24 protein-coding genes are annotated in these 23,932 nt (G+C 71.5%); 9 read left to right on the top strand and 15 right to left on the bottom strand.

Annotation, left to right across the window (positions count from 1 at the left end; all coding sequences use genetic code 11):
* Positions 1-34: 34 nt before the first annotated feature.
* From AWQ70_RS20060 to AWQ70_RS20050, 3 genes are all read right to left on the bottom strand, one after another.
* Complete coding sequence (locus tag AWQ70_RS20060; protein WP_067178244.1) at positions 35-1,045, bottom strand: acetamidase/formamidase family protein; 1,011 nt, start codon at positions 1,043-1,045, stop codon at positions 35-37.
* Positions 1,042-2,469 carry an APC family permease gene (locus AWQ70_RS20055; RefSeq protein ID WP_067178242.1) on the bottom strand — a complete coding sequence of 476 codons (1,428 nt, stop codon included), beginning with the start codon at positions 2,467-2,469 and terminating at the stop codon, positions 1,042-1,044. Before AWQ70_RS20055 ends, AWQ70_RS20060 begins: the two co-directional genes overlap by 4 nt.
* Before the next feature lie 176 nt (positions 2,470-2,645).
* Positions 2,646-3,749 (bottom strand): substrate-binding domain-containing protein, encoded by a 1,104-nt coding sequence (locus AWQ70_RS20050; protein ID WP_245647054.1) that lies wholly within the window; start codon positions 3,747-3,749, stop codon positions 2,646-2,648.
* Positions 3,750-4,035: 286 nt separating this feature from the next.
* On the opposite strand from AWQ70_RS20050, the gene AWQ70_RS41330 reads away from it, so the two are divergent.
* Both AWQ70_RS41330 and AWQ70_RS39920 read left to right on the top strand, forming a co-directional pair.
* Positions 4,036-4,536 carry a MarR family winged helix-turn-helix transcriptional regulator gene (locus AWQ70_RS41330; RefSeq protein ID WP_245647053.1) on the top strand — a complete coding sequence of 167 codons (501 nt, stop codon included), beginning with the start codon at positions 4,036-4,038 and terminating at the stop codon, positions 4,534-4,536.
* Positions 4,537-4,657: 121 nt separating this feature from the next.
* On the top strand, positions 4,658-6,355 hold the full coding sequence (locus AWQ70_RS39920; RefSeq protein WP_084517456.1) for an alkaline phosphatase D family protein: 1,698 nt from the start codon (positions 4,658-4,660) through the stop codon (positions 6,353-6,355).
* A gap of 56 nt (positions 6,356-6,411) precedes the next feature.
* Here AWQ70_RS39920 and rocD read toward each other — a convergent pair whose 3' ends face one another.
* The 3 genes from rocD to AWQ70_RS20025 all read right to left on the bottom strand — a co-directional run bounded on the left by rocD (position 6,412) and on the right by AWQ70_RS20025 (position 9,072).
* Positions 6,412-7,623 carry an ornithine--oxo-acid transaminase gene (rocD, locus tag AWQ70_RS20035; protein WP_067178240.1) on the bottom strand — a complete coding sequence of 404 codons (1,212 nt, stop codon included), beginning with the start codon at positions 7,621-7,623 and terminating at the stop codon, positions 6,412-6,414.
* Positions 7,620-8,471, bottom strand: a complete 852-nt coding sequence (gene ddaH / locus AWQ70_RS20030; RefSeq protein ID WP_067178238.1) for a dimethylargininase — start codon at positions 8,469-8,471, stop codon at positions 7,620-7,622. Before ddaH ends, rocD begins: the two co-directional genes overlap by 4 nt.
* Before the next feature lie 160 nt (positions 8,472-8,631).
* Complete coding sequence (locus tag AWQ70_RS20025) at positions 8,632-9,072, bottom strand: Lrp/AsnC family transcriptional regulator (protein ID WP_067178236.1); 441 nt, start codon at positions 9,070-9,072, stop codon at positions 8,632-8,634.
* A 346-nt stretch (positions 9,073-9,418) separates the two neighbouring features.
* Here AWQ70_RS20025 and AWQ70_RS20020 point away from each other — a divergent pair, with 346 nt between their 5' ends.
* Complete coding sequence (locus AWQ70_RS20020) at positions 9,419-10,330, top strand: LysR substrate-binding domain-containing protein (RefSeq protein WP_067178234.1); 912 nt, start codon at positions 9,419-9,421, stop codon at positions 10,328-10,330.
* A 14-nt stretch (positions 10,331-10,344) separates the two neighbouring features.
* Here the strand turns inward: AWQ70_RS20020 and AWQ70_RS20015 are convergent, their stop codons facing one another.
* On the bottom strand, positions 10,345-11,238 hold the full coding sequence (locus AWQ70_RS20015) for a Sco1979 family transcriptional regulator (RefSeq protein ID WP_373282353.1): 894 nt from the start codon (positions 11,236-11,238) through the stop codon (positions 10,345-10,347).
* Between the two features lie 282 nt (positions 11,239-11,520).
* Between AWQ70_RS20015 and AWQ70_RS20010 the strand changes: the two genes are divergently transcribed.
* On the top strand, positions 11,521-12,006 hold the full coding sequence (locus AWQ70_RS20010; protein ID WP_067178230.1) for an ATP-binding protein: 486 nt from the start codon (positions 11,521-11,523) through the stop codon (positions 12,004-12,006).
* 84 nt (positions 12,007-12,090) lie between these two features.
* On the opposite strand, the gene AWQ70_RS42045 is transcribed toward AWQ70_RS20010, so the two are convergent.
* Together AWQ70_RS42045 and AWQ70_RS42040 are read right to left on the bottom strand one after the other, a co-directional pair.
* Positions 12,091-12,804 (bottom strand): DUF5941 domain-containing protein, encoded by a 714-nt coding sequence (locus tag AWQ70_RS42045; RefSeq protein WP_067178228.1) that lies wholly within the window; start codon positions 12,802-12,804, stop codon positions 12,091-12,093.
* Positions 12,801-14,390, bottom strand: coding sequence for a CDP-alcohol phosphatidyltransferase family protein (locus tag AWQ70_RS42040; RefSeq protein ID WP_067178226.1), 1,590 nt, complete (start codon positions 14,388-14,390; stop codon positions 12,801-12,803). The genes AWQ70_RS42045 and AWQ70_RS42040 overlap by 4 nt, the downstream gene beginning before the upstream one ends.
* Positions 14,391-14,622: 232 nt before the next feature.
* Here AWQ70_RS42040 and recO point away from each other — a divergent pair, with 232 nt between their 5' ends.
* The 3 genes from recO (at position 14,623) to AWQ70_RS19985 (ending at position 17,688) form a co-directional block, all read left to right on the top strand.
* Positions 14,623-15,471 carry a DNA repair protein RecO gene (recO, locus tag AWQ70_RS19995; RefSeq protein ID WP_084517452.1) on the top strand — a complete coding sequence of 283 codons (849 nt, stop codon included), beginning with the start codon at positions 14,623-14,625 and terminating at the stop codon, positions 15,469-15,471.
* Between the two features lie 31 nt (positions 15,472-15,502).
* Complete coding sequence (locus AWQ70_RS19990) at positions 15,503-16,279, top strand: isoprenyl transferase (protein ID WP_067178660.1); 777 nt, start codon at positions 15,503-15,505, stop codon at positions 16,277-16,279.
* A gap of 335 nt (positions 16,280-16,614) precedes the next feature.
* Positions 16,615-17,688: a glycoside hydrolase family 18 protein gene (locus tag AWQ70_RS19985; RefSeq protein WP_084517450.1), complete on the top strand. Its 1,074-nt coding sequence runs from the start codon at positions 16,615-16,617 to the stop codon at positions 17,686-17,688.
* A 46-nt stretch (positions 17,689-17,734) separates the two neighbouring features.
* Here the strand turns inward: AWQ70_RS19985 and AWQ70_RS19980 are convergent, their stop codons facing one another.
* The 6 genes from AWQ70_RS19980 to AWQ70_RS19955 form a co-directional block, all read right to left on the bottom strand.
* Positions 17,735-18,283 carry a CGNR zinc finger domain-containing protein gene (locus tag AWQ70_RS19980; protein WP_218004602.1) on the bottom strand — a complete coding sequence of 183 codons (549 nt, stop codon included), beginning with the start codon at positions 18,281-18,283 and terminating at the stop codon, positions 17,735-17,737.
* Between the two features lie 82 nt (positions 18,284-18,365).
* A complete protein-coding gene (locus AWQ70_RS19975; RefSeq protein ID WP_067178223.1) occupies positions 18,366-18,755 on the bottom strand; it encodes a Fur family transcriptional regulator in 390 nt (129 codons plus the stop codon).
* Positions 18,752-19,585, bottom strand: a complete 834-nt coding sequence (locus tag AWQ70_RS19970) for a metal ABC transporter permease (protein WP_067178221.1) — start codon at positions 19,583-19,585, stop codon at positions 18,752-18,754. The genes AWQ70_RS19975 and AWQ70_RS19970 overlap by 4 nt, the downstream gene beginning before the upstream one ends.
* A complete protein-coding gene (locus AWQ70_RS19965; RefSeq protein WP_067178657.1) occupies positions 19,582-20,382 on the bottom strand; it encodes a metal ABC transporter ATP-binding protein in 801 nt (266 codons plus the stop codon). Before AWQ70_RS19965 ends, AWQ70_RS19970 begins: the two co-directional genes overlap by 4 nt.
* 25 nt (positions 20,383-20,407) lie before the next feature.
* A complete protein-coding gene (locus tag AWQ70_RS19960) occupies positions 20,408-21,352 on the bottom strand; it encodes a metal ABC transporter substrate-binding protein (protein WP_067178219.1) in 945 nt (314 codons plus the stop codon).
* A gap of 106 nt (positions 21,353-21,458) precedes the next feature.
* Positions 21,459-21,932 carry a DUF6703 family protein gene (locus AWQ70_RS19955; RefSeq protein ID WP_245647052.1) on the bottom strand — a complete coding sequence of 158 codons (474 nt, stop codon included), beginning with the start codon at positions 21,930-21,932 and terminating at the stop codon, positions 21,459-21,461.
* 71 nt (positions 21,933-22,003) lie between these two features.
* Here AWQ70_RS19955 and AWQ70_RS19950 point away from each other — a divergent pair, with 71 nt between their 5' ends.
* Positions 22,004-22,306, top strand: a complete 303-nt coding sequence (locus AWQ70_RS19950) for an antibiotic biosynthesis monooxygenase family protein (protein WP_067178656.1) — start codon at positions 22,004-22,006, stop codon at positions 22,304-22,306.
* A gap of 148 nt (positions 22,307-22,454) precedes the next feature.
* Positions 22,455-23,840, top strand: coding sequence for a glycine--tRNA ligase (locus AWQ70_RS19945; RefSeq protein ID WP_174552403.1), 1,386 nt, complete (start codon positions 22,455-22,457; stop codon positions 23,838-23,840).
* Positions 23,841-23,932 lie beyond the last annotated feature (92 nt).

Genomic DNA, 23,932 nt, shown 5'->3' with positions numbered 1-23,932 from the left:
CAGGGGAACGGGACCGGCCGGAGCGACTCGGCGGTCAGCGGGAGGAGAGGTACTGCTCGCCGAGGGTCCGCAGGCGCGCGTGCGCCGACTCGTAGATCTCGGGACGGCCGAGGTACGCCTTCGGCAGCTTGGCGACCATCGTGTAGTTGGTGTCGCACACGTTGCCCACGGGGGCCTCGCCGCCCTGGCTGACCAGTTGGTACGCGTCGAGCTCGTCGAGCCCGGTGAGCGCGGCCGACCAGGTGACCAGGTCGTGCTGGCTGATGCGGTAGGCGTCCTCGAGGGGCCGCGCCGAACCCGTGGACATCAGGTGGTCGTCGTCCTCGAGGCGCGGCCACGGCGTGGCGACGCCCTTGACGAGCTCGACCGCGACGACCGTGTTCATCGCGGCCTCCACGGCGGTGCCGCAGACCTCGCCGTGGCCCTGGCGGCAGTGCCCGTCGCCGATGGAGAACAGGCCGCCCTCCACGTTCACCCCGAGGTAGACGGTGACGCCGGCCCGCAGCTCGGGCGTGTCCATGTTGCCGCCGTGCGCGTCCGGGGTGATCGTCATCCGCGCCTCGGACGCGGCGGGCGCGACGCCCACGGTGCCGTGCATCGGGTCGAGCGGCATCTCCACCGTGAAGTCGCCGCGCCGGGCGCGGTAGCGGACGGTCCGCTTCTCCGCGTCCACCTCGTACATCCAGACGACCTCCTCGAGGGGAGGCTGGAGCATCGCGGTGGTGTGGGTGCCGGTGAGCGCCCCGAAGTGGGGGAACGTCGTGGACACGGCCCAGTCGCGGGCGGGCTCGATGGAGACGAAGTGCAGGGCGAGCGTGTCACCCGGCTCGGCGCCCTCCACGTGGAAGGGGCCGGTGACGGGGTTGAGGAAGGGGAACTCGCACACCCTCGACGGAAGGTCCTCCGGCCCGCGCACCCGGCCGCCGAAGCAGTCCTCGGTGAAGAGTTCGAGGACCGTGCCGGGGGCGACGCGGGCCACGGCGGGCCGCCCGCCGAAGGTGTAGGCCAGGTCCTCCGCCGAGGGGCGGTAGGAGACGACGTTCACTCGGAGACCTCCGTCTCGTCGGGAAGGGAGGGGCGCCGGCCCATCATGATGGAGCCGAGAAGGATCAGCACGCCGATCGCCAGCCAGGTCAGGCCGACCGCCTGCGCCGCGACCTTGGCGTTGATCACAACGTACAGCAGGATCAGGAAGCCGATGGCCGGGGCGATCAGGTGCCGCCACCAGTCCCGGCTGCGGTGCCGTACGACGTAGTGGACGACGACGGAGACGTGCAGCGCGAGGAACGCGGTCATCGCGCCGAAGTTGATCAGCGAGCTGAGCAGCCCGATGCCGTCCTCCTGGTTGGACAGGTAGAGGCCGAGGACGAGCGAGACGGCGGCGGTGAGGAACGTGGCGTTGACCGGCACCTTGTGCTTGGGGTGGATCTTGCTCAGGAAGCGGGGGAGCTGCCGGTCACGGGCCATGGCGAACAGCAGGCGCGAGGTGGCGGCCTGGGCGACCAGCGAGTTCGCGAAACCCCAGGCGATCGCGGTGGCGACGGCGGTCAGCACGCTCAGCCAGTGGCCGCCGGCGTACTCGGCGACGTCGTAGAACGCCGAGTCCATCGTGGAGCCCTGGGCGAGCAGCTCCTCGCGGTTCGGGGCGAGCAGCGCGGCGACCCAGGTCTGGGCGATGAACAGGGCGCCCGCGAGCATGAGCGCGCCGACCATGGAGCGGCCGAGCTTGCGCGCGTCCTCCCGGCTCTCCTCGGCGAGCATCGAGATGCCGTCGAAGCCGAGGAAGGACAGCACCGCGACCGAGACGGCGCCGAACACCAGCGGCCAGGAGAACGTCGAGGAGTCGAAGATCGGGCTGAACACGTCGCCGTGACCCTTGCCCTGGGCCAGGGCGACGACGCCGATGACCAGGAAGATCGCCAGCACGATCAGCTCGGCGACCAGCATGATCTTGTTCATGCGCGCGGTCATCTGGATGCCGAAGTAGTTCACCGCCGTGTTGAGGACGATGAACATGATCATCCAGGCCCAGACGGGCACCGCGGGCACGAACGACGTCATGGCCGCGCCGGCCACGAGGTAGAGCAGCGCGGGCACGAGCACGTAGTCGAGCAGGATCACCCATCCGGCGAGGAAGCCGACCGGGGCGCCGATCCCGCGGCCCGCGTAGGTGTAGACGGAGCCGGCCATCGGGAACGCCTTCGACATCTGGGCGTACGAGAGGGCGGTGAAGGCCATCGCCACCATGCCGATGACGTAGGCCAGCGCGACCATGCCGCCCGAGCCTTCGAAAACGGATCCGAAGATGCCGAACGGCGCGATGGGCACCATGAAGATCAGGCCGTAGATGAGCAGGTCGGTGAAGCTCAGCGAGCGCTGCAGCTCCTGCTGGTATCCGAAACGCTCGACGCCGGTCGCGGCGCCTTGCGGTGACGTCGGTGAGGACGGCGTCGTGGAGGGGGACGACATCGAGAACTCCTTCGAACGCTGGGGGCAGAGCGTACGATAGGACTATTCCTTGAAAAGGAAAAGATTTCGTTTGAAAATTTCGGCGCCGGCCTCGTCACGGCGGCGGTCAGACGGGCCTGCCCCGCCTCGGCGGGCGCCCCCAGGCGCGCCGGACGGTCCGGTGGGCGTCGGCGGACTCACGGTGTGGGGGAGGAGGTCACGAGATCGAAGTCCAGGCCGTCGGCGCGTCCCAGGTAGACGCGCTGCAACACGTGCCGGTCCCGCAGCGTGAGCGGGCCGCGGCCGGTGATGACCGTGGTCCCGTCGGCGACCGCCTCGACCGCCGGCACCGCCAGGGAGCCCGCGCGGGCGGCGAGGGCCGCGAGCATGAGCACCCCTTCGTAACATCCGTGCCCGTGCCCGTTGAGCAGCGGCGCGTCCGGGCCGAACCGTCGCGTGTAGCGCTCGTGGAGCCAGAGGTTGTCGTCGGTGGCGATGCCCCCGAAATAGCCCATCGCGGTGTACAGCTCGCCGCTGGAGTCGCCCCCGATGGCCAGCAGGCCGTGCTCCTCCAGCGCGCCGCACAGGCGGGCGCAGTGCAGCCCGCTCGCCGCGAACGCCCGGTTGAACTCGATCAGATCGCTGCCGATCAGGTTGAGCAGCACGGCGTCGGGCCGTACGGCGGCCAGTTCCTCGATCACCCGCTCCATGTCGCGGGTGCCGGCGGGGAGGAACCGCTCGCCGACGATGCGCGCGGAGCGGGACGTCAGGTGCACCCGCGCGGACGCGTGGACCAGGTACGGCCAGATGTAGTCGTTGCCCAGCAGGAACCAGCGCCTCGCCCTCCGGTGGGCGATCAGCCAGTCGATCCCCGGGGCGACCTGCGAGGACGCCTGCTCGCCGAGGAAGTAGACCCCCGGGGAACGCGCGCCGCCCTCGTACGGGGGCGTGTAGACGAACGGGGCCGCCCCCCGCAGCGCGCGCTCGATCCCGACGCGCACGTCGCTCGCGTGGGTGCCGACGACCGCCTGTACGGCTCCCGCCCGCACCAGGCCGGCGACCTCCGCGCCGACCTCGGCCGGACTCCGGCCGCCGTCCACCAGGACCAGCTCTACCGGCCTGCCGAGCAGCCCGCCCGCGCCGTTCACCTCCGCCGCGGCCAGGACCGCGCAGTTGATCGCGCACGGTCCGACGAGGCCGAGCACGCCGGAGACGGGCACCACCAGGCACACGCGCAGCGTGTCGGCCCTGAGGAGGTGCGCTTCCAGGGGATCGATGACCATCGCGGCGGGATCGATCACGGGGGAGAGTATCGTCCATCCCCACCCGCGAAGGAAACCGCCGGAAACCACTCGAAAATCGGGACAGCACCGAAAATCACGAAGAATCACATCGGGAAAGCCCGCACGAGGGCGCGCAGGAAGGCGGGAAGGCACTGGAAAGCACAGCGGAGCGCGGGAAAGGGACGGCGGTGGCCACGATGACGGTACGGCGCCACCCCGCGGACGGGCCGGTGGCGTCGTGACGGCCGCGGGATCCACCGGAGAGCGCCGGGCGGGGCCGGTCGGGGAGCCGGTCGGGCGGTCCGTGGAAGGGACATGCGAAGGGACGCGCGAAGCGACGGGCGAAGCGACGGGCGAGGGCGCGGGCGAGCAGTCGTCGCCCTCGGGCCTCGGGTCATCGCTCGCGTACCTGCTGAGCCGGGCCGAACGCGCGGTCAACCGCGGCCTGTCGGCGGCGCTGGCGGCCGAGGAGGTCACCGTCGAGCAGTGGCGCATCCTCCAGGCGCTCGCCGACGGGCGCGGCCACTCCATGGGCGACCTCGCCGAGGCGGCGCTGATGCCGCACCCCACCCTCACGAAGGCGGTCGACCGGCTGGTGGAACGCGCCCTCGTCTACCGCGGGCACGACCCCCTCGACCGGCGCAAGGTGGCGGCCTTCCTCGCCGACCGGGGGCGCGACCTGCTCGGCCGCCTGGAAGCGGGCATCGGCGAGCACCGCCGGGCCATCCTCGCGGCGTACGGTGCGGCCCGCACCGAGCGGCTCATGCGCGAGCTGGAGGACCTGGTGTGCTCCATCGACGGCTGAGCGGGTCCAGAGGACCCCGGGGACCCCGAGCTGTGGGACCCGGGGGCCTTGTCCCATTCCTCCCGCCGCCTGCTCCGGTCCGGACGCGCGAGGGAGCGGCGCCTGACGTAGATCTGTAGACGTGGCGCAACTGGTGATCGGTCCGCTGCTCCGTCACGTGGACGCGGCGAGCGCGACCGTATGGGTGGAGACGAGCGAGCCCTGCGCGGTCACCGTGCGGGCGGGCGACGCCACGGTGACGGAGCGCACCTTCACCGTCCACGGGCATCACTACGCGGTCCTCGACGTCGCCCTGCCGGAGGTCCCGCCGCCCGGCGGCGTGCCGTACACGGTGGAGCTGGACGGCGCGGCGGTGTGGCCGGCGCCGGGCGGGCCCGCCACCGCGATCCGGCCGCTCACCCGGCTGCGGCGCCTGCTCTTCGGCACCTGCCGGACCGCCGTCCCGCACGACGAGCCGCATGCGCGTACGCACGGCGTGGACGTCCTGCGCGCGTACGGCCGGCGGCTGATGGAGTCGGGAGAGCCGCCGGACCTGCTGATCCTCCTCGGCGACCAGGTGTACGCCGACGAGCCGTCGCCGGACATGAAGGAGTTCATCGCCGGGCGGCGGAGCGGCGGGCCTGAGGAGGTCGTGGACTTCGACGAGTACGCCGAGCTCTACCGACGGGCGTGGTCGGACCCGGCCGTGCGGTGGCTGATGGCGAGCGTGCCGACCCTGATGATGTTCGACGACCACGACATCAGGGACGACTGGAACACGTCCGCCGCGTGGCGCGAGGAGATGGCCGGGGTGCCCTGGTGGCGGCGGCGCGTCGTGTCGGGGCTGGGCGCCTACTACCTCTACCAGCACCTCGGCAACCTGACGGCGGGCGAGCGCGCCTCCGACCCCGTGTTCGCCGCGCTCAGGGCCCACACCGGCCTCGGGGAGAACGGCGGGGCCACGGGGGAGAGGGGCCATGGCGCCGCGCCCGGTGTCGAGGACGGCGAGGGCGGCGGCAGGACCGAGTTCACCGGCGCGCCGAGCGGAGTGGACGGCGGGGCGGTGCTCGACGCGTTCGCGGAGCGGGCGGACGCCGACCCCGGCTCCACCCGTTGGAGCTACCGCCGCGACATCGGATCCAGCCGGTTGATCATGCTGGACAGCAGGTGCGGCCGCGTCCTCACCCCCGGCGCGCGCCGGATCGTGAACGACGCCGAGCGCGCGTGGCTCGAGGAGGCGGCGACCGGCGGCGTCGACCACCTGATCGTCGGCTCCTCACTGCCGGTGCTGCTGCCTCCGGCCATCCACCATGCGGAGAGCTGGAACGAGGCCGTCTGCGACGGGGCGTGGGGGCGGCGGGCCGCCCGGTGGGGCGAGCGCCTGCGCCGGTTCCTCGACCTGGAGCACTGGGCGGCGTTCCGCGCCTCGTTCGAGCACCTGGCCCGGCTGCTCGCCGACGTCGCCGGGGGCCGCCGCGGGCGTGCGCCCGCCACCGTGCTCCTGCTCTCGGGCGACGTCCACTACTCCTACCTCGCCTCGGCGCGCCCGCCGCGAGGCGGCGGGCGTTCCCGGATCCACCAGGTCGTCTGCTCGCCGATCCGCAACCCGCTCAGCCGTACGCTGCGGCTGGCGAACGTCGCCGCCTGCGTGCCCGGGGCGGGCGCGCTCGGACGCCTGGCGGCGCTGGCGGCCCGGCTGCCCCGGCCGCCGATCCGGTGGCGGCTGGCGGCCGGGCCGTGGTTCGACAACGCGCTGGCGACCGTGGACCTCACCCCGGACGCCGCCACCGTCACCTGGCGGACCGACGAGGCCGAGCTCGGGTCGGTCCGGCTGCCCTGAGCGTGCGAGCCCGGCGCCTCGACGGCGGCGCCGGGGACCGGCGGGGTCGGACCGGCTCAGGCCGCCCTGAGCTCCCGGAGGGCGTCGGAGAGCTGGTCGACCGCCCAGTCGAGGTCCTCGCGGGAGACCACGATCGGCGGGGCGAGGCGGATCGTCGAGCCGTGCGTGTCCTTGACGAGCACGCCGCGGCGCAGCAGGGCCTCGCTCACCTCGCGGCCGGTGCCGAGCGAGGGGTCGATGTCCACGCCCGCCCACAGGCCGCGCCCGCGTACGGCGACCACGCCCGCGCCGACCAGCTCGCGCAGCCGTTCGTGCAGGTGGCCGCCCAGCTCGCGCGCCCTGGCCTGGAACTCCCCGGTGCGCAGCAGCCCGATCACCGCGTCGCCGACCGCGCAGGCGAGCGGGTTGCCGCCGAACGTCGAGCCGTGCTGACCGGGCCGGATGACGCCGAGGACGTCGGCGTTCGCGGCCACGGCCGAGACCGGGACCACGCCGCCGCCGAGCGCCTTGCCCAGGATGTAGATGTCGGGGACGACGCCCTCGTGGTCGCACGCGAAGGTGTCGCCGGTGCGGCCGAGCCCGGACTGGATCTCGTCCGCGATGAACAGGACGCCCCGCTCCGAGCACAGGTCGCGTACCGCCCGCAGGTAGCCGTCCGGCGGCACGAGCACGCCCGCCTCGCCCTGGATCGGTTCGAGCAGCACGGCCACCGTGTTCTCGTCGATCGCTTCGGCGATCGCCTCGGCGGAGCCGTACTTCACCAGCTTGAACCCCGGCGTGTACGGCCCGAAGCCGTCGTGGGCGTCCGGGTCGGTGGAGAAGCTCACGATCGTGGTGGTGCGGCCGTGGAAGTTGTCCTCCATCACGACGATGTTCGCCTGGCCCGCGGGGACGCCCTTGACCTCGTAGCCCCACTTGCGCGCCACCTTGATGGCGGTCTCCACGGCCTCGGCGCCGGTGTTCATCGGCAGGATCATGTCCTTGCCGCACAGGTCGGCGAGGCCCGCGGCGAACTCCGCGAACCGGTCGTGGAAGAACGCCCGGCTGGTCAGCGTCAGCCGGTCGAGCTGCTCGCGGGCCGCGGCGAGGATCGCCGGGTTGCCGTGGCCGAAGTTGAGCGAGGAGTATCCGGCCAGGCAGTCGAGGTACCGGCGGCCCTCGACGTCGGTCACCCAGGCGCCCTCGGCGGACCGGATGACGACGGGCAGGGGGTGGTAGTTGTGCGCGCTCCGGCGCTCGCTCAGCTCGATGAGGTCGGCGGCGTTCATGCTCCCGTGACCTCCCTGATCTCCAGGGTGCAGCACTTGGGACCGCCGCCCGCCTTGCGCAGCTCCGACAGGTCGACGGGGACGACGTTGTAGCCGAGCCGCTCCAGCTCCAGGGAGAGGCCGGTCGCCTCGGCGTTGACGACGACGTTGGCGCCGTCGCTGACCGCGTTGAGCCCGAGGACCGCCGCGTCCTCCTCGGTGGCGATGACCGCGTCGGGGAACATGCGCCGCAGCACGTTGCGGCTCCCCTCGGAGAACGCCCCCGGGTAGTAGGCCACGTTGTGGCCGTCCAGCGGGAACAGGGCGGTGTCCAGGTGGTAGAAGCGCGGATCGACGAGCCGCAGCGTGACGACCGGGCGGCCGATGAACTCCTGCGCCTCCACGTGCGCCGCCACGTCGGTGCGGAAGCCGGTGCCCGCGAGCACCACGTCGTCGAGCGTGAGGAAGTCGCCCTCGCCCTCGTTCGTGTGCGCGGGCTCCATCGTCTCGAAGCCACGCTCGGCGAACCAGCGCAGGTAGGCCGGCCCCTCGGCGGCCCGCTCCTTGTGGGTGAACTTGGCGCCGTACACCCGGCTGTCCACCACGAGGGCGCCGTTCGCGGCGAAGACCATGTCGGGGAGCCCGTCCACGGGGTCGATGAGGCTCACCTTGTGCCCCAGCCGCTCGTAGGCCGCGCGCAGCTCCTCCCACTGCCGCACGGCCCGAGCCGCGTCCGCGCCCTGGTCCGGGTCCATCCACGGGTTGATCGCGTAGGTCACGGCGAAGAACTCGGGGCGGCACATCAGATAGTGCCGTGCCGTACCCGTACGGTCGCCGTTCGTGACGGCGGGCAGGGTCGCAAGAGCCATGCGGAACTCCAGGGAGAAGGCGGTTGAACTGCTCCTCAGCCTAGAAACATGGACATGACCGGCCAATGCCGCGCCATTGCGCCATACCGTGGATCGGTTGCGTTGTTCGCGGTTTTTGTGGCGATCCGTTAATCGACCGGGCGTCCTCGGCGGCGACGGGTCAGGGTTTCTCGTCGATCAGCCGCGACAGCACGATCGCGCTCTTGGTGCGGACCACGAACGGCTCGGCCGCGATGCGCTCGATCACCCGCTCCACGTCCCGCACGTCGGTGGCGCGGATGTGCAGCAGGGCGTCGGCCTCGCCGGTCACCGTGCAGGCGGAGACCACCTCGGGGTGCCGGGCGATCGCCACGCCGATCTCGGCCGGTGACGTCTTCCCCCGGCAGAAGAGCTCCACGTACGCCTCGGTGGTCCAGCCCAGGGCCGAGGGCTCGACCCGCGCGCTGAACCCGGTGATCGCGCCGCTGGCGAGAAGCCGGTCGACCCGCCGCTTGACCGCCGGGGCGGACAGGCCGACGTGAGCGCCTATTTCGGCATATGTTGCTCGGGCGTCCTCCACGAGGACCCCGATGATGGCGCGATCCAATCCGTCCAACTTCACGCGGACCTGTATACCGCGAACCGAGCGGGAACCCGTGATCGGCGCCGTGGAGCCCGCGCTCCATCTCGTCCCGATTTCGCCGGCGCCGGGGTGGCCCGACCTCCTGTCCAGGCTCACGCCTTTCCGGTATCTTGTCGAAGCCGTCCGCGGGCTGTTCGCCGGCTCGTACGCCTCGGCCCCCGTCCTGCCCGGGGACCGCGGTGCGGCTGGTACTCGCCGTCGCAAGCGTGACCGCCGGCGTACGGACCCTCCAGAGCGAGAACGCCTGAAACGCGAAGAATCCAGCCGGAACCGCGACGCAGCCTTGAAGTGATTTCTGCGAGCGCCCTACGGTCAGGAGGTCACAATGGGTGACGTGGCGGACGTCAATTTCACACTCGTCCAGCTTCGTTACTTCGTGACCGCGGCCGAGTTGGGGAGTATGACCGCGGCCAGCCGGGAGCTGATGGTGGCGCAGTCGGCGATCTCGGCGGCCATCGCCCAGGTGGAGCGTGAGCTCGGCGTCCAGCTTCTCATCCGGCACCACGCCCGTGGGCTCTCGCTCACCCGCGCGGGCGAACGTTTCCTGGTCGAGGCGCGCGACTTCCTCTCCCACGCGGCGGCGCTCGCCGAGTCCGCCCGGGGCCTCGCCGGCTCGCTCACCGGCGAGCTGGCGGTCGGCTGCTTCACCACGCTGTCGCCGTTCTACCTGCCCAGACTTCTGCGCCAGTTCGCCGACAGGCACCCGGGGGTGCGGGTGACCCTCGCCGAAGGGGAGATCTCGGCCGTCCAGCGCGCGCTCGTGGACGGCCGGTGCGAGGTGGCCCTGCTCTACGCGATCGACCTCGCCCTCGACCTCGACGTCCGGGTCCTCACCCGGGTCCGGCCGTACGTGCTGCTGCCGTCCGGGCACGCGATGGCGGAGGCGGAGACGGTCTCGCTCGTCGAGCTGGCCGGCGAGCCGATGATCCTGCTCGACCTGCCGCACAGCCGGGACTACTTCCGCGCGCTGCACCCCGTGGAGCCGCGCGTCCGGTTCCGCAGCTCCAGCTACGAGACCGTGCGGGCGCTGGTCGCCGGAGGCCACGGCTACTCCATACTCAACCAGCGCGCCGCGACCGACCAGACGTACGACGGCGGATACGTCGTCGCCCGGCCGATCAGCGAGGAGGTCCCGTTCCTCGACATCGTCCTGGCCTCGATGCGCGGTGTGCGGCTGACCGCCCGCGCCACCGCGTTCACCGAGACCTGCGAGGCGTTCTTCGCGAGCGTCTCCTGAGCGCTCCGACCGGCTCACTCCAGGTCGGCGAGGATCCCCTCAAGATAGGCGGCCGTGGCGGACGCGGGCCGCGCCTCCACGCACAGCGTGTTCATCACCTGCTTGTACGCGTCGGTCTCCTCGGGCTTGTCGAGGTAGAGGGCGCTGGTGAGCTGTTCGAGATAGACGACGTCGGGCAGCTCGGACTCCTCGAAGCGGAGGATCGTGAACGGCCCTCCCGCCGCCGAGTGCCCGCCCTGGTCGAAGGGGACGACCTGCACCGTCACATTCGGGTTGCGGGTGGCCTCGATGAGGTGCTCGATCTGGCCGCGCATCACCGCGGCACCGCCGATGGGGCGGCGCAGCGCGGCCTCGTCCACCACCGCCCACAGCCGGACCGCGTCCGGGCCGGTCAGCCGCTCCTGGCGGCGCATCCGCAGGTCGATCCGGCGGGAGATCTCGTCCTCGGGCGCGCCCGCGTTGCCGAGCAGGATGACCGCGCGCGCGTAGTCGGGGCTCTGCAGCAGCCCGGGCACGAACTGCAACTCGTACGTGCGGATGACCGAGGCGGCCTCCTCCAGGCCCACGTAGACCTCGAACCAGTGCGGGAGGACGTCGTTGAACTTGTGCCACCAGCCGGGGGCGTTGGCCTGCCGGGCGAGGTCGAGCAGCGTCGCCCGCCGGTCCGGGTCGGTCAGGCCGTACAGCGTGAGCAGGTCGGCGACGTCGCGCTCCTTGAAGCTGACCCGGCCGAGCTCCAGGCGGCTGATCTTGGCGTGCGAGGCCCGGATGGCGTGCCCCGCCTCCTCGGGGGTGATCTCCCTCTCCCGCCGGAGCTTGCGGAGCTGGGCTCCGAGCAGCATGCGCAGGACGGTGGGCCCGCCTTTCGGGCGCCCCGTTAATCGGGGTTCGGCGTGGGCGACCTGCAACGATTTCACATGGACTCCATGACGCGGACGGATTCCTACGACGTTGTGCTATCAGGGTTCCTGCCGCCGCCGGCTACGGCGGCCAACCAGTGTCTCATTTCGTCAGAGTGACGAGTAGAGAATCGTGGTTCCGGACGGACAACGTCACGGTTACGGTAAATCAACCCAGGACACGTCCAAGTTCCCGCATTCGCGAGTGCGGGCGCGCTTGCCTCCTTAAGGCTCAGGGAACGATAGACGGCGGCAGCGCACCGTGTGACACCCGACTCGCGTAGGGACCCGATGACCGCAGACCTGGCAGGCAGAAGAGCCGGCGCCGCACCTTCGTGGGCCACGCCGGCGTTCGGTCCTGACAGCCCCGGCCCGGCGGCCGCGCCGCTCGCGACCTGCGCGCTCCACGGGGACACCGCCTCCGCCTCCGCCGCCCGCGACTTCACCGCCCACACCCTCGGCGGGTGGGGCCTGGCCGGGTTGATCGACGACGCGCAGCTCGTGGTCTCGGAGCTGGTGACCAACGCCCTGCGTCACGCGCTCGCCGCCGGTCCGGAGGCCCCGATCCAGTTGCGGCTGCTCTCCCAGGGCCTCCACGTGCTCTGCGCGGTGCGCGACCCCAGCGAGGCCGCCCCGCTGCCCGGGCCGCCCGGCGACGACTTCGCCGAGACCGGCCGGGGCCTGCACCTGGTCGAGGCCGTCAGCCTCACCTGGGGCTGGATCCTGATCAGGGGCAGCGGAAAGATCGTCTGGGCTCTGCTCGACCACCCCGCCTGAGCCGGGCCGCGTGCCGTACCCGGAACCGGAAAGGCCCCGCACGATCGGGTGATCGTACGGGGCCGGTGACGGTGAGGATCCCGGTCAGACGTGCTCGGCGTCGCCGGTGACCTGCTCGGCGGCTTCCTCGGGGGACTGCTCCAGGTCCTGTTCGTGGTCGGCGTTGGCCTGCGCGGACGCCTTGTCCAGGCCGACCCAGCTCACCACGCTCTCGATGGAGAACAGCAGCAGCAGGTAGGCGGTGAGGACCACGGCGACCGGGGTGAGCTGCCCGGTGGCCGCGCCCGCGCCGAGGATGAGCAGGCGCACCTCCCAGCCGAGCCCGGCCAGGAAGATCCAGGCGGGCGGCCAGATGCTCTGCCGCGTCCGGTACACCGTGTCGTACGTGTGGTAGCCGATCACGTAGAGGAGCACGAACAGCAGCCACTTGGGCGTGCCGGCGGCGAGGCCGAGCAGGATGATCGTGAGGAACTCGGTGCCGCGCAGCAGCGGCGGCGTCAGCCAGTCGAGCCGCCCGAGGTGGTCACGCGCGGCGGAGGGGACGACCAGCACCACCAGGACCAGCACCGGGACGATCAGGATCGGGCCGTCCTTCAGCGAGCCGGTGGCGGCCAGCGCGATGATCGCGAGCAGCGAGACGAGCACCGCGGGCACCGGCGGCAGGCCCCGGCCGAGACGACCCTTGAGCGCGGCGACCAGGGGGCCGTCGTCGCGGTAGGCGAGCAGCCGCTCCGTCTGGATGCGGCGGCGCTCCTCGTCCGGGTCGGGAGTGGGGGTGACCTGTGGCTGGGTGATCATGCGAGAGACCTCAGGATGCGTCCGGTGAGGGTGTAGGTGGCCGCGACGCCGCCCCAGATCAGCAGCGTGATGAAGGTGACGCGGGGGTCGAAGAAGGCCGCGGTGATCGCGATCGCGGCGAAGCGCTCGCCGATGGGGAACACGATCATCTTGCGGGCCCAGTGCACGGGACGGAACTTCCCGGCCTTGGTCCAGAGCTTGAGCAGGCCGCGCAGGCCGCCGCTGCGGCTGGCCCGGCGCTCCTCCAGGGCGACGCGCAACTGGCTGTCGTCGGCGACGTGCAGGTCCAGCGTCGGGAGCGGGACCGGGGCCTTGCGCCGGTTGGCCGCGCCGAACGAGAAGTCCAGGAGGTGCTTGACGGACTGGAGCGCGATCGCGGCCAGGGCGAGCGTCCACACGCCCTCGCCGTCGCCGAACTGACCGGAGACGGTGGCGCCGACCGCCAGGCCGACGAAGACCGCGTACTCCTTGAACCGGTCGAACGTCGCGTCCAGCCAGGCGCCCAGGACGCCGAACTTCCTGGCGTACCGCGCCACCTGGCCGTCGACGCAGTCGAAGACGAACGCGAAGTAGATGAGCACGCCGCCCGCGATCCAGCCGGCCCGCGTCCCGGTGGCGAACGCTCCGGCCGACAGCAGGCCGAAGAAGATCGAGACCAGGGTGATCTGGTTCGGCGTGAGCCCGCGGCGGGCCGCCCAGCGCGCGATGAACCGGGAGTACGTGCTGACGAAGAACGTGGTGAAGAAGCCGTCCGCGCCCTTCACCGCGTTGTTCAGGCGCGCCCGGTCCTCGTCGAACCCGGCGAACTCCCGCTCGGCCTCGAACGTGTCCTGCGGCGTGTGGAGGCGGCGGTAGAACAGGTCGCGGCGGCCGCGGACGCCGACCGACACACCGCGCCGGACGAGGCCGAGGACGAGCAGCTCGGTGACGTCGTCCTCGGGGCCGAACAGGTGCGCCATGCCGGCCAGCTCGCGGGCGACGTCGGCGAGCACCGCCGCGTGCCGCTGGTGGAGGTGGATCGGCCCGAGCAGCGCCGCGTTCGGCCGGGTGACCGCGTGGTAGGACGTGCCCACGGAGATGACGCGGCCGCGGCCGGCGCGCGTCCGCTGCGGCAGGCCCTCCAGGACGCCGCGTCCGATCTCGGGCTCGGCCTCCTCGATCGGGGGCGGCTCCGGAGCGTTCTCGTCGCGCTCCTCGCGGAGGATCAGGGCGAGCGCGGCGCGTTTCGCCTTGGTGATCTGGTAGATCAGCTCGTCGTGGACGAGCGAGTTCGCGGGCATGATCAGCACGTTGTCGGTCGTGTGCTCGACCGCGTCGGCGAGCGCCCACAGGTCTTCCGCGACACCGGCGCTCTCGACGACCCGGCCGCCCTGCTCGCGGTAGGCGGCGGCGTCGGCGGGGCGGGCGATCGTGATCGGCTGCGGGCCGAGCGAGGCCACCTGCCCGAGCAGCCTGCCGTACGCCGTGGGGGCGCCGGGGAGTGATGTCAGCTTGAGGTCCGTCGGCAGGACGGGCCGGCCGCCGGATCCCGGCGGCAGAGAACCGATCGGGCCGGGCGATGAGCCCAGCAGGACCACGAGGGTCATGGCACCCTTTCAAACAGCGGGGGCAGGGCCTTTAGAAGAGGCGCGGGGAAGTTCCGCCAGGGGGCAAAGCTTAGTGACCTTTCGGTCAAGTCGGTGCATCCAGGCTCTCGGGACCTTTCCGAAATGTCCAGCTTGGTGGCGATGTGCAGTTCGGGCCGAGTCCGCATCATTACCGAAATTTCACCGTTTGTGATCTCAGGAGGGAGTCAGCGGGAGGTCATACGATGGCCTGGTGAGTCTGTACCGGGACGAGGGCGTCGTGCTGCGCACCCAGAAGCTGGGCGAGGCCGATCGCATCATCACGGTCCTCACCAAGCGCACCGGAAAGGTGCGCGGCGTCGCCAAGGGCGTGCGCAAGACCATGTCGCGCTTCGGCGCCCGGCTGGAGCCGTTCACCCACGTCGACCTGCAGCTCCACGAGGGCCGCTCGCTCGACGTGATCACCCAGGTCGAGACCCTCCGCCCGTACGGCGAGGCGCTGGTCGCGGACTACCCCCGCTACACCGCCGGGACCGCCATGCTGGAGACCGCCGACCGGCTGACCCTGGGGGAGAAGGAGCCCGCCCTGCGCCAGTTCCTGCTGCTGGTGGGAGGGCTGCGCACCCTCGTCGAGGGCGAGCACGAGGCCCGGCTGGTGCTCGACGCCTACTTCCTGCGCTCGCTCGCCGTCGCGGGGTACGCCCCCGCCCTGTCGGAATGCGCCCGCTGCGGCGCCGAGGCCGTGCGCGCGTTCGCGATCGTCGCGGGCGGCGTCGTGTGCGGAGCCTGCCGCCCGCCGGGGGCGGCGGTGCCCGCGGCGGAGACCATCGCGCTGATGATCGCGCTGCTGCGCGGTGACTGGCCCATGGCGGACGCGTCGGAGCCGCGGCACCGCACCGAGTGCAGCGGCCTGGTCGCGGCCTATCTCCAGTGGCACCTCGAGCACGGGATCCGCTCGCTGCGGCACGTCGAGCGCGAGCCGGCGCGGGGACCCGAGCCGCCGTGGACTCCGGCACGGGAGCCCGGACGCGCGTCACCGTGGGACGGGACGCGCGGCTTCGGACCGGAATCCACACCGGACTCTCACATTTTCCGCGCCTGAGGACCCTGTCGCACGCAATACGCTCGTGGTCATGGTTCGTCCTCCGTCTCCGCATCCCTCGGGCGCCACGCCGCCCGCGATCCCGCGCGACCTCGTGCCGCGCCACGTCGCGATCGTCATGGACGGCAACGGCCGCTGGGCCAAGGCCCGGGGCCTGCCCAGGACCGAGGGCCACAAGATGGGCGAGGCGTCGCTCTTCGACGTCATCGAGGGCGCGATCGAGCTGGGCATCCCCTACCTGTCGGCGTACGCGTTCTCCACGGAGAACTGGAAGCGCTCGCCCGACGAGGTGCGCTTCCTGATGGGCTTCAACCGGGACGTGATCCGCCGCCGCCGCGACCAGCTCCACGCGATGGGCGTGCGGGTCCGCTGGGCCGGCCGCCCCGGCCGGCTGTGGAAGAGTGTCATCTCCGAGCTGTGCGACGCCGAGGAGATGACGAAGGACAACAGGACGATGACGCTGCAGTTCTGCGTCAACTACGGCGGCCGAGCCGAGATCGTGGACGCGGCGGTCAAGCTCGCCCGGGACGTCGCGTCCGGCCGGGTCAAGCCGGACAAGGTGTCGGAGAAGCTCTTCGCCCGCTATCTCGACGAGCCCGAGATCCCGGACGTGGACCTGTTTGTGCGCTCGTCCGGGGAGCAGCGCACGTCCAACTTCCTCATCTGGCAGGCCGCGTACGCCGAGATGGTCTTCCTCAACCAGCTCTGGCCCGACTTCGACCGCCGCGACCTCTGGCAGGCCTGCGAGGTCTACGCCAAGCGCGACCGGCGGTACGGCGGAGCCGTCCCCAACCAGGTCTCACCCTAGAGGCGGCCGGCCTGAGTTCTTCCCGCCGGCCGGGCGCCTTGGTCGCGCGGATGTGTCCTCCAGGCGAGGGACGGCACCACGCAGATTGGTTAACCTTCTTTCCAGTGCCGTGATCGGCAGGGTTTGGCTCGGAAGGAGCGGTGTCCAGGGTGGTGCATCGCAAAGCGGAAGAGGCCGTGGCGGATACGGCCGACATTCCCGGACCCGCGGAAAGTCCGAGCTTGTAAGGAGTTTTCGCGGGTGGCGCGATAGCGCGGCGAGCCGCCGTCCTGACGACGCGACGAGGCAAAGATTGCCAGGAGGGGCACTGATCTCTCGCGTACGGAGGTATCAGCATGCGCCGCCTGGCCGCTCTCGTCTCCTTACTCCTCCTCTCCCTCTTCCTTCCCACCCCCGCACAGGCCGCGGCGACCCCGTTGCAGGTCTACGGCGCCTGGCACTGCGGTGATGACGCCTGCATCTGGGGCAACGTCCGCAGCACGGCGGACTTCGACGCCAAGAACCACTGGCTGATCGACCGTGGCGACGGCCGCCCGTCGGTCAACCTCGTGGTGCTCAGCTTCGTCCACCCGGTCAAGCTGTTGCACAAGACCACCGATGCGCAGACGCTCGACGGCGTGCCGCGCGGCATGACCGCCGACATCGTGAACTACTTCGCCGGCCGCGGCATTCGGGTGATGCTCTCCATCGGCGGCATCACCTACACCACCGCGTGGAACTCCGCCCTGGCGGAGAACGCGGCGCAGTTCGGGCGCAACGCGGCCGAGGTCGCCCAGCGGCTCGGCGTCGGCATCGAGATCGACTACGAGGAGAACAGCAAGCCCGACCTGGTCGGTCTGCAGGCCTTCATCGACGCCTACCGCTCCGTCCTGCCGTACGATCCGAGCGGCGCGAACCCGGCCGCCCGGCTCACCATCGACCTCGCCGCAGGTGACCGCTGGCTCATCGACATCGGCAGGAAGGCCACCGCGGACTGGCTGCGCACCGACACCCCGGTCCTGGACTACGCCAACGCGATGGTGCCCGCCCGCCAGCCCAGCAGCTCCGACGCCATCGCCAACTGGCAGGAGCACATCGACGGCAAGCCCACCTACGCCCCGCCGATCCCGCCGCTGGCTCCGGCCAAGTTCACCGGCGCGTTCTACATCGCCGAAGGAAACAAGGTCCGCCCCGAATGCGCGGATTTCAACGCCTCGCTGCAGAAGTCCACGGGATCGTTCGTCCAGACGGCCGCGCCGAAGGGGGCCGGACTCACCCCCGGCATGCTCGGCTACATGTTCTGGGCCGCGGAACGCCCCTCCACCAAGGGCGTGACCACCACGCCTCCGAACTCCTGCGAAGGAGGAGTGGGCGGCGGCGCCACCGCGTACGCCGTCCCCATCCCGATGCCCGCCCTACGGCAGAGCTGACCGCATCCCGGGACCGGGCCACCGGTTCCGGGACCCGAGCGGCCTTCTAGGCGCGGCGGCGGGCCCGGTAGGCGGCGACGTGCATCCGGTTCCCGCACGTACGGCTGTCGCAGTAGACCCGCGAGCGGTTGCGCGACTCGTCCACGAACACGTGGGAGCAGTCGGGCGCGGCGCACGTGCGCAGCCGCTCGCGCTCGTCCTCGACCAGCACGTGGGCGAGCGCCACGCCGCAGTCGGCCGCCAGGTGCTCGGCCAGCGACGCCCCCGGGGCGAAGTAGTGGACGTGCAGCGAGAACCCGTCGTGCTCGGCCAGGCTCGGCGTGATGCGCGTACGGCCGAGCAGCGTGTTGAGCAGGGACACCGCGGTGTCCCGGTCGGGCGCGGTGAAGACCTCGTGGAAGGCGTCGCGCAGCTCCCGCACCTCGGACAGGTCGCGGGAGTCCAGGTCCTCCACGTCGCTGATCACGCGGCGCCCCACGAACGCGCGCAGGTCCTCGACGCTCCGCAGGCCCTCCTCGCCGCCCGCGGCGGGCGAGGTGTTGATCAGATCGACCACGGTGGCCAGCGAGTACACCATGTCATGGCTGAACGGCACGGCATCTCCCTACGTCGGCGGGGGCAGCGTACCCCGCGGAGCGGGCCGGGGGGCGGCCGAGCGGCGGATCGTCATGAACCGGTCAGCGGCTCCCGGCGGCGGCGGCGCACTCGGGGCAGGTGCCGAAGACCTCGACCGTGTGGGTGACCTCGGTGAAGCCGTACTCGGCTCCGATGGCCTCGGCCCAGCGCTCGACGTCGGGCCCGGCCACCTCGACGGTGCGCCCGCAGCGGCGGCACACGAGATGGTGGTGGTGGACGTCGCTCTCGCAGGCGCGATAGACCGACTCGCCCTCGTCGGTGCGCAGCATGTCCACCCGGCCGTCGTCCGAGAGCGACTGGAGCGCCCGGTAGACGGTGGTCAGACCGATCTTGGCGCCGTCCGCCCGCATCTTGGTGAAGATGTCCTGGGCGCTCCGGAACCCCTCGCTCTGCCGGAGGATCGCGTGAACGGCGTCGCTGCTCTTGCTCATGATGTCGACTCCCAGGTACGGCTTCGCCGTACGAATCTACCTATCGCCAGGGAGAGCACAAACCCGGCGAGCGCGATCAGCACGATCGCCGAGCCCGGGGGGACGTCGATGTAGAACGCGGAGGTCAGACCGCCGACGGTGGCGACCACGCCGAGCGCCGTGGCGAGGACCATGGTGCCCCGGAAGCTGCGCATGATCTGCTGGCTGGTCGCCACGGGGACGACCATCAGGGCGCTCACGAGGAGCAGGCCCACCACGCGCATGGCGATGACGACCGTGAGGGCGGCGGTCACCGCGAGCAGCAGGCTGAGGAAACGCACCGGGAGGCCACTCGCGCGCGCGACCTCCTCGTCCTGGCAGAGCACGAACAGCTCCCGCCCGAAGATCGCGACCACGCCGAGCACGGCCGCGGCCAGCCCGCCGATCACCCACACGTCCTGGGCGGCCACCGTGGAGATCGAGCCGAACAGGTAGGACGTCAGCGTGGAGTTGCTCTGCCCGGGCGACAGGTAGATGAGCAGCACGCCGCCCGCGATCCCGCCGTAGAACAGCAGGGCCAGGGCGACGTCGCCGCTGGTCCGGCCGCGTGCGCGCACCATCTCGATGGCGACGGCCCCGAGCGTGGCCACGACGACGGCGGTCAGCACGGGGGCGGTGCCGGTCAGGAAGCCCAGCGCGACGCCGGTGAGCGCGATGTGGCCGATGCCGTCGCCGAGCAGCGCCAGACGGCGCTGGACGATGAACGTGCCGACGACCGGGGCGGCCAGGCCGACGAACACGGCCGCGAGCAGTCCGAGGACCATGAAGTCGTACTGGAAGATCCCCATCATGCCTCTCCCGCCGCGCCGGCCTCGCCGGCCGAGGATCGTGACCCGATGACGTCCGGCCAGCCGTTCAGCGGGCCGCTGTGGGCGTGGGCGTGGGCGTGGGCATGGACGTGCCCGCCCGCGCCGACCCCCGCCTCGACGGCCGCCGGAGGCGCCCCGTCGTACGCGACGCGGCCGCCACGGAGGACGATCGCCCGGGTGATGAGCGGTTCGAGCGGGCCGAGCTCGTGCGCCACCAGGACCACCGTCTTGCCGCGCTCCCTCAGCCCGGCGAGGGTCGCCGCGAGGAGCCGCTGGCTGTCCGCGTCCACCCCGGCCGTGGGCTCGTCCATGACGAACGCGTCCGGCTCGCCGGCCAGCGCGCGGGCGATGAGCACCCGCTGCTGCTGGCCCCCCGAGAGGGCGTGCACCGGGTACGCGGCCCGGTCGGCGAGGCCGACGGCGTCGAGGGCGTCGGCCACGGCGCGCCGGTCGGCGGCGCCGGTGCGCCGGAAGCGGCCGCGCCGGGCGATGCGCCCGGAGGACACCACCTCGCGGACCGTGGCGGGCACCCCGCCGCCGATGGACAGGCGTTGCGGCACGTAGCCGATCCGCCGCCACTCCCGGAACTTCGCGGGCGGCGTGCCGTACAGCCGGACGGAGCCGCCGGACAGCGGGACCAGGCCGAGCAGGGCGCGGACGAGCGTGGACTTGCCGGAGCCGTTGGCGCCCAGGACGACGAGGAACTCCCCCTCGCCGACCGACAGGTCGACGCCCCGCAGGATGGGCCGGCCGTCGAGGGCGACCTCGCCGCCGGCCATCGTGAACGCGGCACTCACCGCAGGATCACCCTTCCGTGGTGGGGCATTCGAGCGCCTTCCTCAGGACGTCCAGGTTCAGCTTGGCCGCGGAGAGATAGTCCCCGCCGTCGGGCTCGCTCTCGAGCGGGTTGAGTACCGCGGTGGCGGCGCCGACCTCCTTGGCCAGGATCTCGGCCACCTTGGGGCTGACGAGCTCCTCGGTGAAAATGGTAGTCACATTCTTTCGCTTGGCGACATCGGCCACCTGGGCGAGGCGCGTGGGGGAGGGCTCGGCGTCGGGGTCGATGCCGCTGACCGAGATCTGCTCCAGGCCGTACCGGTCGGCCAGGTAGCCGAAGGCGGCGTGGCTGGTCACGATCGCCTTCTTGCCGCACGTGGCCAGGCCGGTCCGGTACGACTCGTCCACCTTGTTCAGCTCGGCGGCCGTGTCGGCGGCGCGCTGCCGGTACGCCGCGGCGTGGGCGGGGTCGGCCGCGGCCAGCCGCTCGCCCAGTTGGGTGGCGACGGCGGCGAACCGGCTCGGGTCGAGCCAGATGTGCGGGTCGTAGGAGACGTCGGCGTGCTCGTGCCCGTCGTGCTCGTCGTGTCCCTCGTCCTCCGCGGTCGCGGGGAGCGTGGACACGGCTCCCGCGGCGTCGAACGCCTTGCCGGAGGCGTGTCCCTGGACCGCCTCGTCCACGGCCGGCTGGACGCCCTTGATGTAGACGACGAGCGAGGAGTCCTGGATGTCGGCGACCTGGCGCGCGGTCAGTTCGAGGTCGTGCGGCTCGGTGCCCGGCTTGGTGAGGCCGGTGACGGATACGTCCGGCCCGCCCACCCGCTGCGAGATCCACTGGAGGGGATAGAAGGCGGCCATCACGGTGGGTTTGCTGTCGTCGGCGGCATTGCCGCCCGCACCGCACGCGGCGGTCGTGACGGCGGTGGCGGCCAGCAGGGCGCCGGTGAGGGTGAGGGAGCGCATACGGGACATCACGCCCTCAAGTATCCGGCAAAATGAAAACCGTTGTCAAAACCGGCAGAGTGTGACGGAGCGGTGCGGATGCGATCGCAGTATCCCGAACCCGAACAGACCCGTGTCAGAACAGCCCGAAGCGGGTGGCCGCCAGCAACACGAGAAAGGTGACCAGCGCGACCCGCAGCAGGCGCGCGCCCGGTCGCAGCGACGGCCACGACATGTACGCGAGCCACAACACGAACGCGAGCACGGGCAGCACGGCCAGGCCGCCGAGCCAGGAGTCCACCACGACGCCGGTCAGCATCAGGGCGACCATGACGATCGGGACCACCCAGCGCGGGAGCTGGAAGAGGAACACCAGGGCGGTCGCGCTCCTGGTCTCCACCGTCCGCCGCAGCCCGGTCGCGCCCGGCGTGAAGAACTGCTCGCCGGGCGGGAGCGGGCGTTTGCCTCCCTTGCGCGCCACCGATCCCGTGCCGGGGCGTCCGGAGCCGCGTCCCTGCCCGCGCGGGTCGCCGGCCGGCTTCCTGGCCAGGGGATGCGCCGGAACCCTCGGCCCGCCGGGCCCCTTGTCCTGCCCTGTGTCACCTGCCACGTGCCGAGCCTAGTCAGGTGGGGCGCATCGGCGCACCCGGTCACCCGCGGGGCCATGGCATGCTGGGCCGCATGCTCGCCCTGATCCGTTACTCCGTGCCCGCCGCGCGCACGGAGGACTTCGCCGCGCAGGCCCGTGACATCCTCGACCTGTTCGCCGCCCAGCCAGGTTATGTGCGCGGGCAGATCGGCAGGTCGGTGGACGAGCCGGACCTGTGGGCCCTGGTGAGCGAGTGGGAGGGCGCCGGTTTCTACCGCAGGGCGCTGGGCGCCGCCCGGATGGCCATGTACCCGCTGATGACTCTGATGATCAACGAGCCCAGCGCGTTCGAGCCGGTCGACGGCGCCCCGGCGGCGGGCGGGGGCGAGGAATGAGCGAGGGGGCCCGCGGGTCCCCTAAGCTTGGATGAGATCGAGCAGGTAGCGGGCGCGACTCCGCCCGAGCGCCGGCGAGACGCCGGCGCTGCCCAGCGCGTGCGCGCACGATCCCAACCCGACACCCAGCCGGATGGAGTTCTCACCTATGGCACGTCGCACCGACGTCATGGAAACGATCGTCAGCCTCTCCAAGCGCCGCGGGCTCGTGTACCCGTCGAGCGAGATCTACGGGGGTCTGCGCGCGTCCTGGGACTACGGACCGCTCGGTGTCGAGCTGAAGAACAACGTCAAGCGCGAGTGGTGGAAGGCCGTGGTGCAGGGCCGCGACGACGTCGTCGGCCTCGACTCCTGCGTCATCCTCGCTCCCGAGGTGTGGCAGGCCAGCGGCCACGTCGAGACCTTCACCGACCCGCTGACCGAGTGCCAGTCCTGCCACAAGCGTTACCGCGCCGACCACCTCCTCGAGGCGTACGAGGAGAAGCACGGCAAGGAGCCGGCGGGCGGCCTGGCCGACATCACCTGCCCCAACTGCGGCAACAAGGGCGCCTTCACCGAGCCCCGCCAGTTCAGCGGACTGCTGAAGACGTACCTCGGCGCCGTGGAGGACGAGTCCGGCCTGGCCTACCTCCGTCCGGAGACCGCGCAGGGCATCTTCATCAACTACCTGAACGTGCAGCAGTCGGCGCGCAGGAAGATCCCGTTCGGCATCGGCCAGGTCGGCAAGTCGTTCCGCAACGAGATCACGCCGGGCAACTTCATCTTCCGCACCCGCGAGTTCGAGCAGATGGAGATGGAGTTCTTCGTCAAGCCGGGCACCGACGAGGAGTGGCACCAGTACTGGATCGACGAGCGCCTGCGCTGGTACGTCGACCTCGGCATCAGCAAGGACAACCTCCGGCTCTACGAGCACCCGAAGGAGAAGTTGTCCCACTACTCCAAGCGCACGGTGGACATCGAGTACCGCTTCAACTTCACCGGCTCGGAGTGGGGTGAGCTGGAGGGCATCGCCAACCGCACCGACTTCGACCTCACCGCGCACGGCAAGGCGTCCGGCACCGACCTGTCGTTCTTCGAGCAGGAGTCCGGCGAGCGCTTCGTGCCGTACGTGATCGAGCCGGCGGCCGGTGTGGACCGGGCGACGCTGACCTTCATGCTCGACGCGTACACGGTGGACGAGGCCCCGAACGCCAAGGGCGTCATGGAGGAGCGGACCGTCATGCGCCTCGACCACCGGCTCGCCCCGGTCAAGGTCGCGGTGCTGCCGCTCTCGCGCAACGCCGACCTGTCGCCGAAGGCGCGCGACCTCGCCGCCCAGCTCCGCCGCCGCTGGAACGTCGACTTCGACGACGCGGGCGCGATCGGCCGCCGCTACCGCCGCCAGGACGAGATCGGCACCCCGTTCGCGATCACGGTGGACTTCGACACCCTGGAGGACAACGCGGTGACCATCCGCGAGCGCGACTCCATGGCGCAGCAGCGGATCTCCATCGACCAGGTCGAGTCCTACCTCCGTACGCACCTCAACGACTGAGGCCCGAGGCGCCACCGGCCGCCCCGGGGCGGCTCGGCGCAGGGACACGGAAAAGCACCCGCCGGATCATCCGGCGGGTGCTTTTCCATGTG

It is taken from the genome of Microtetraspora niveoalba (assembly GCF_001570405.1).
GTDB classification, from domain to species: Bacteria; Actinomycetota; Actinomycetes; order Streptosporangiales; family Streptosporangiaceae; genus Microtetraspora; species Microtetraspora niveoalba.
Note: the sequence above shows the minus strand (reverse complement) of the source record. Positions and strands in the feature narration are given on the sequence as shown.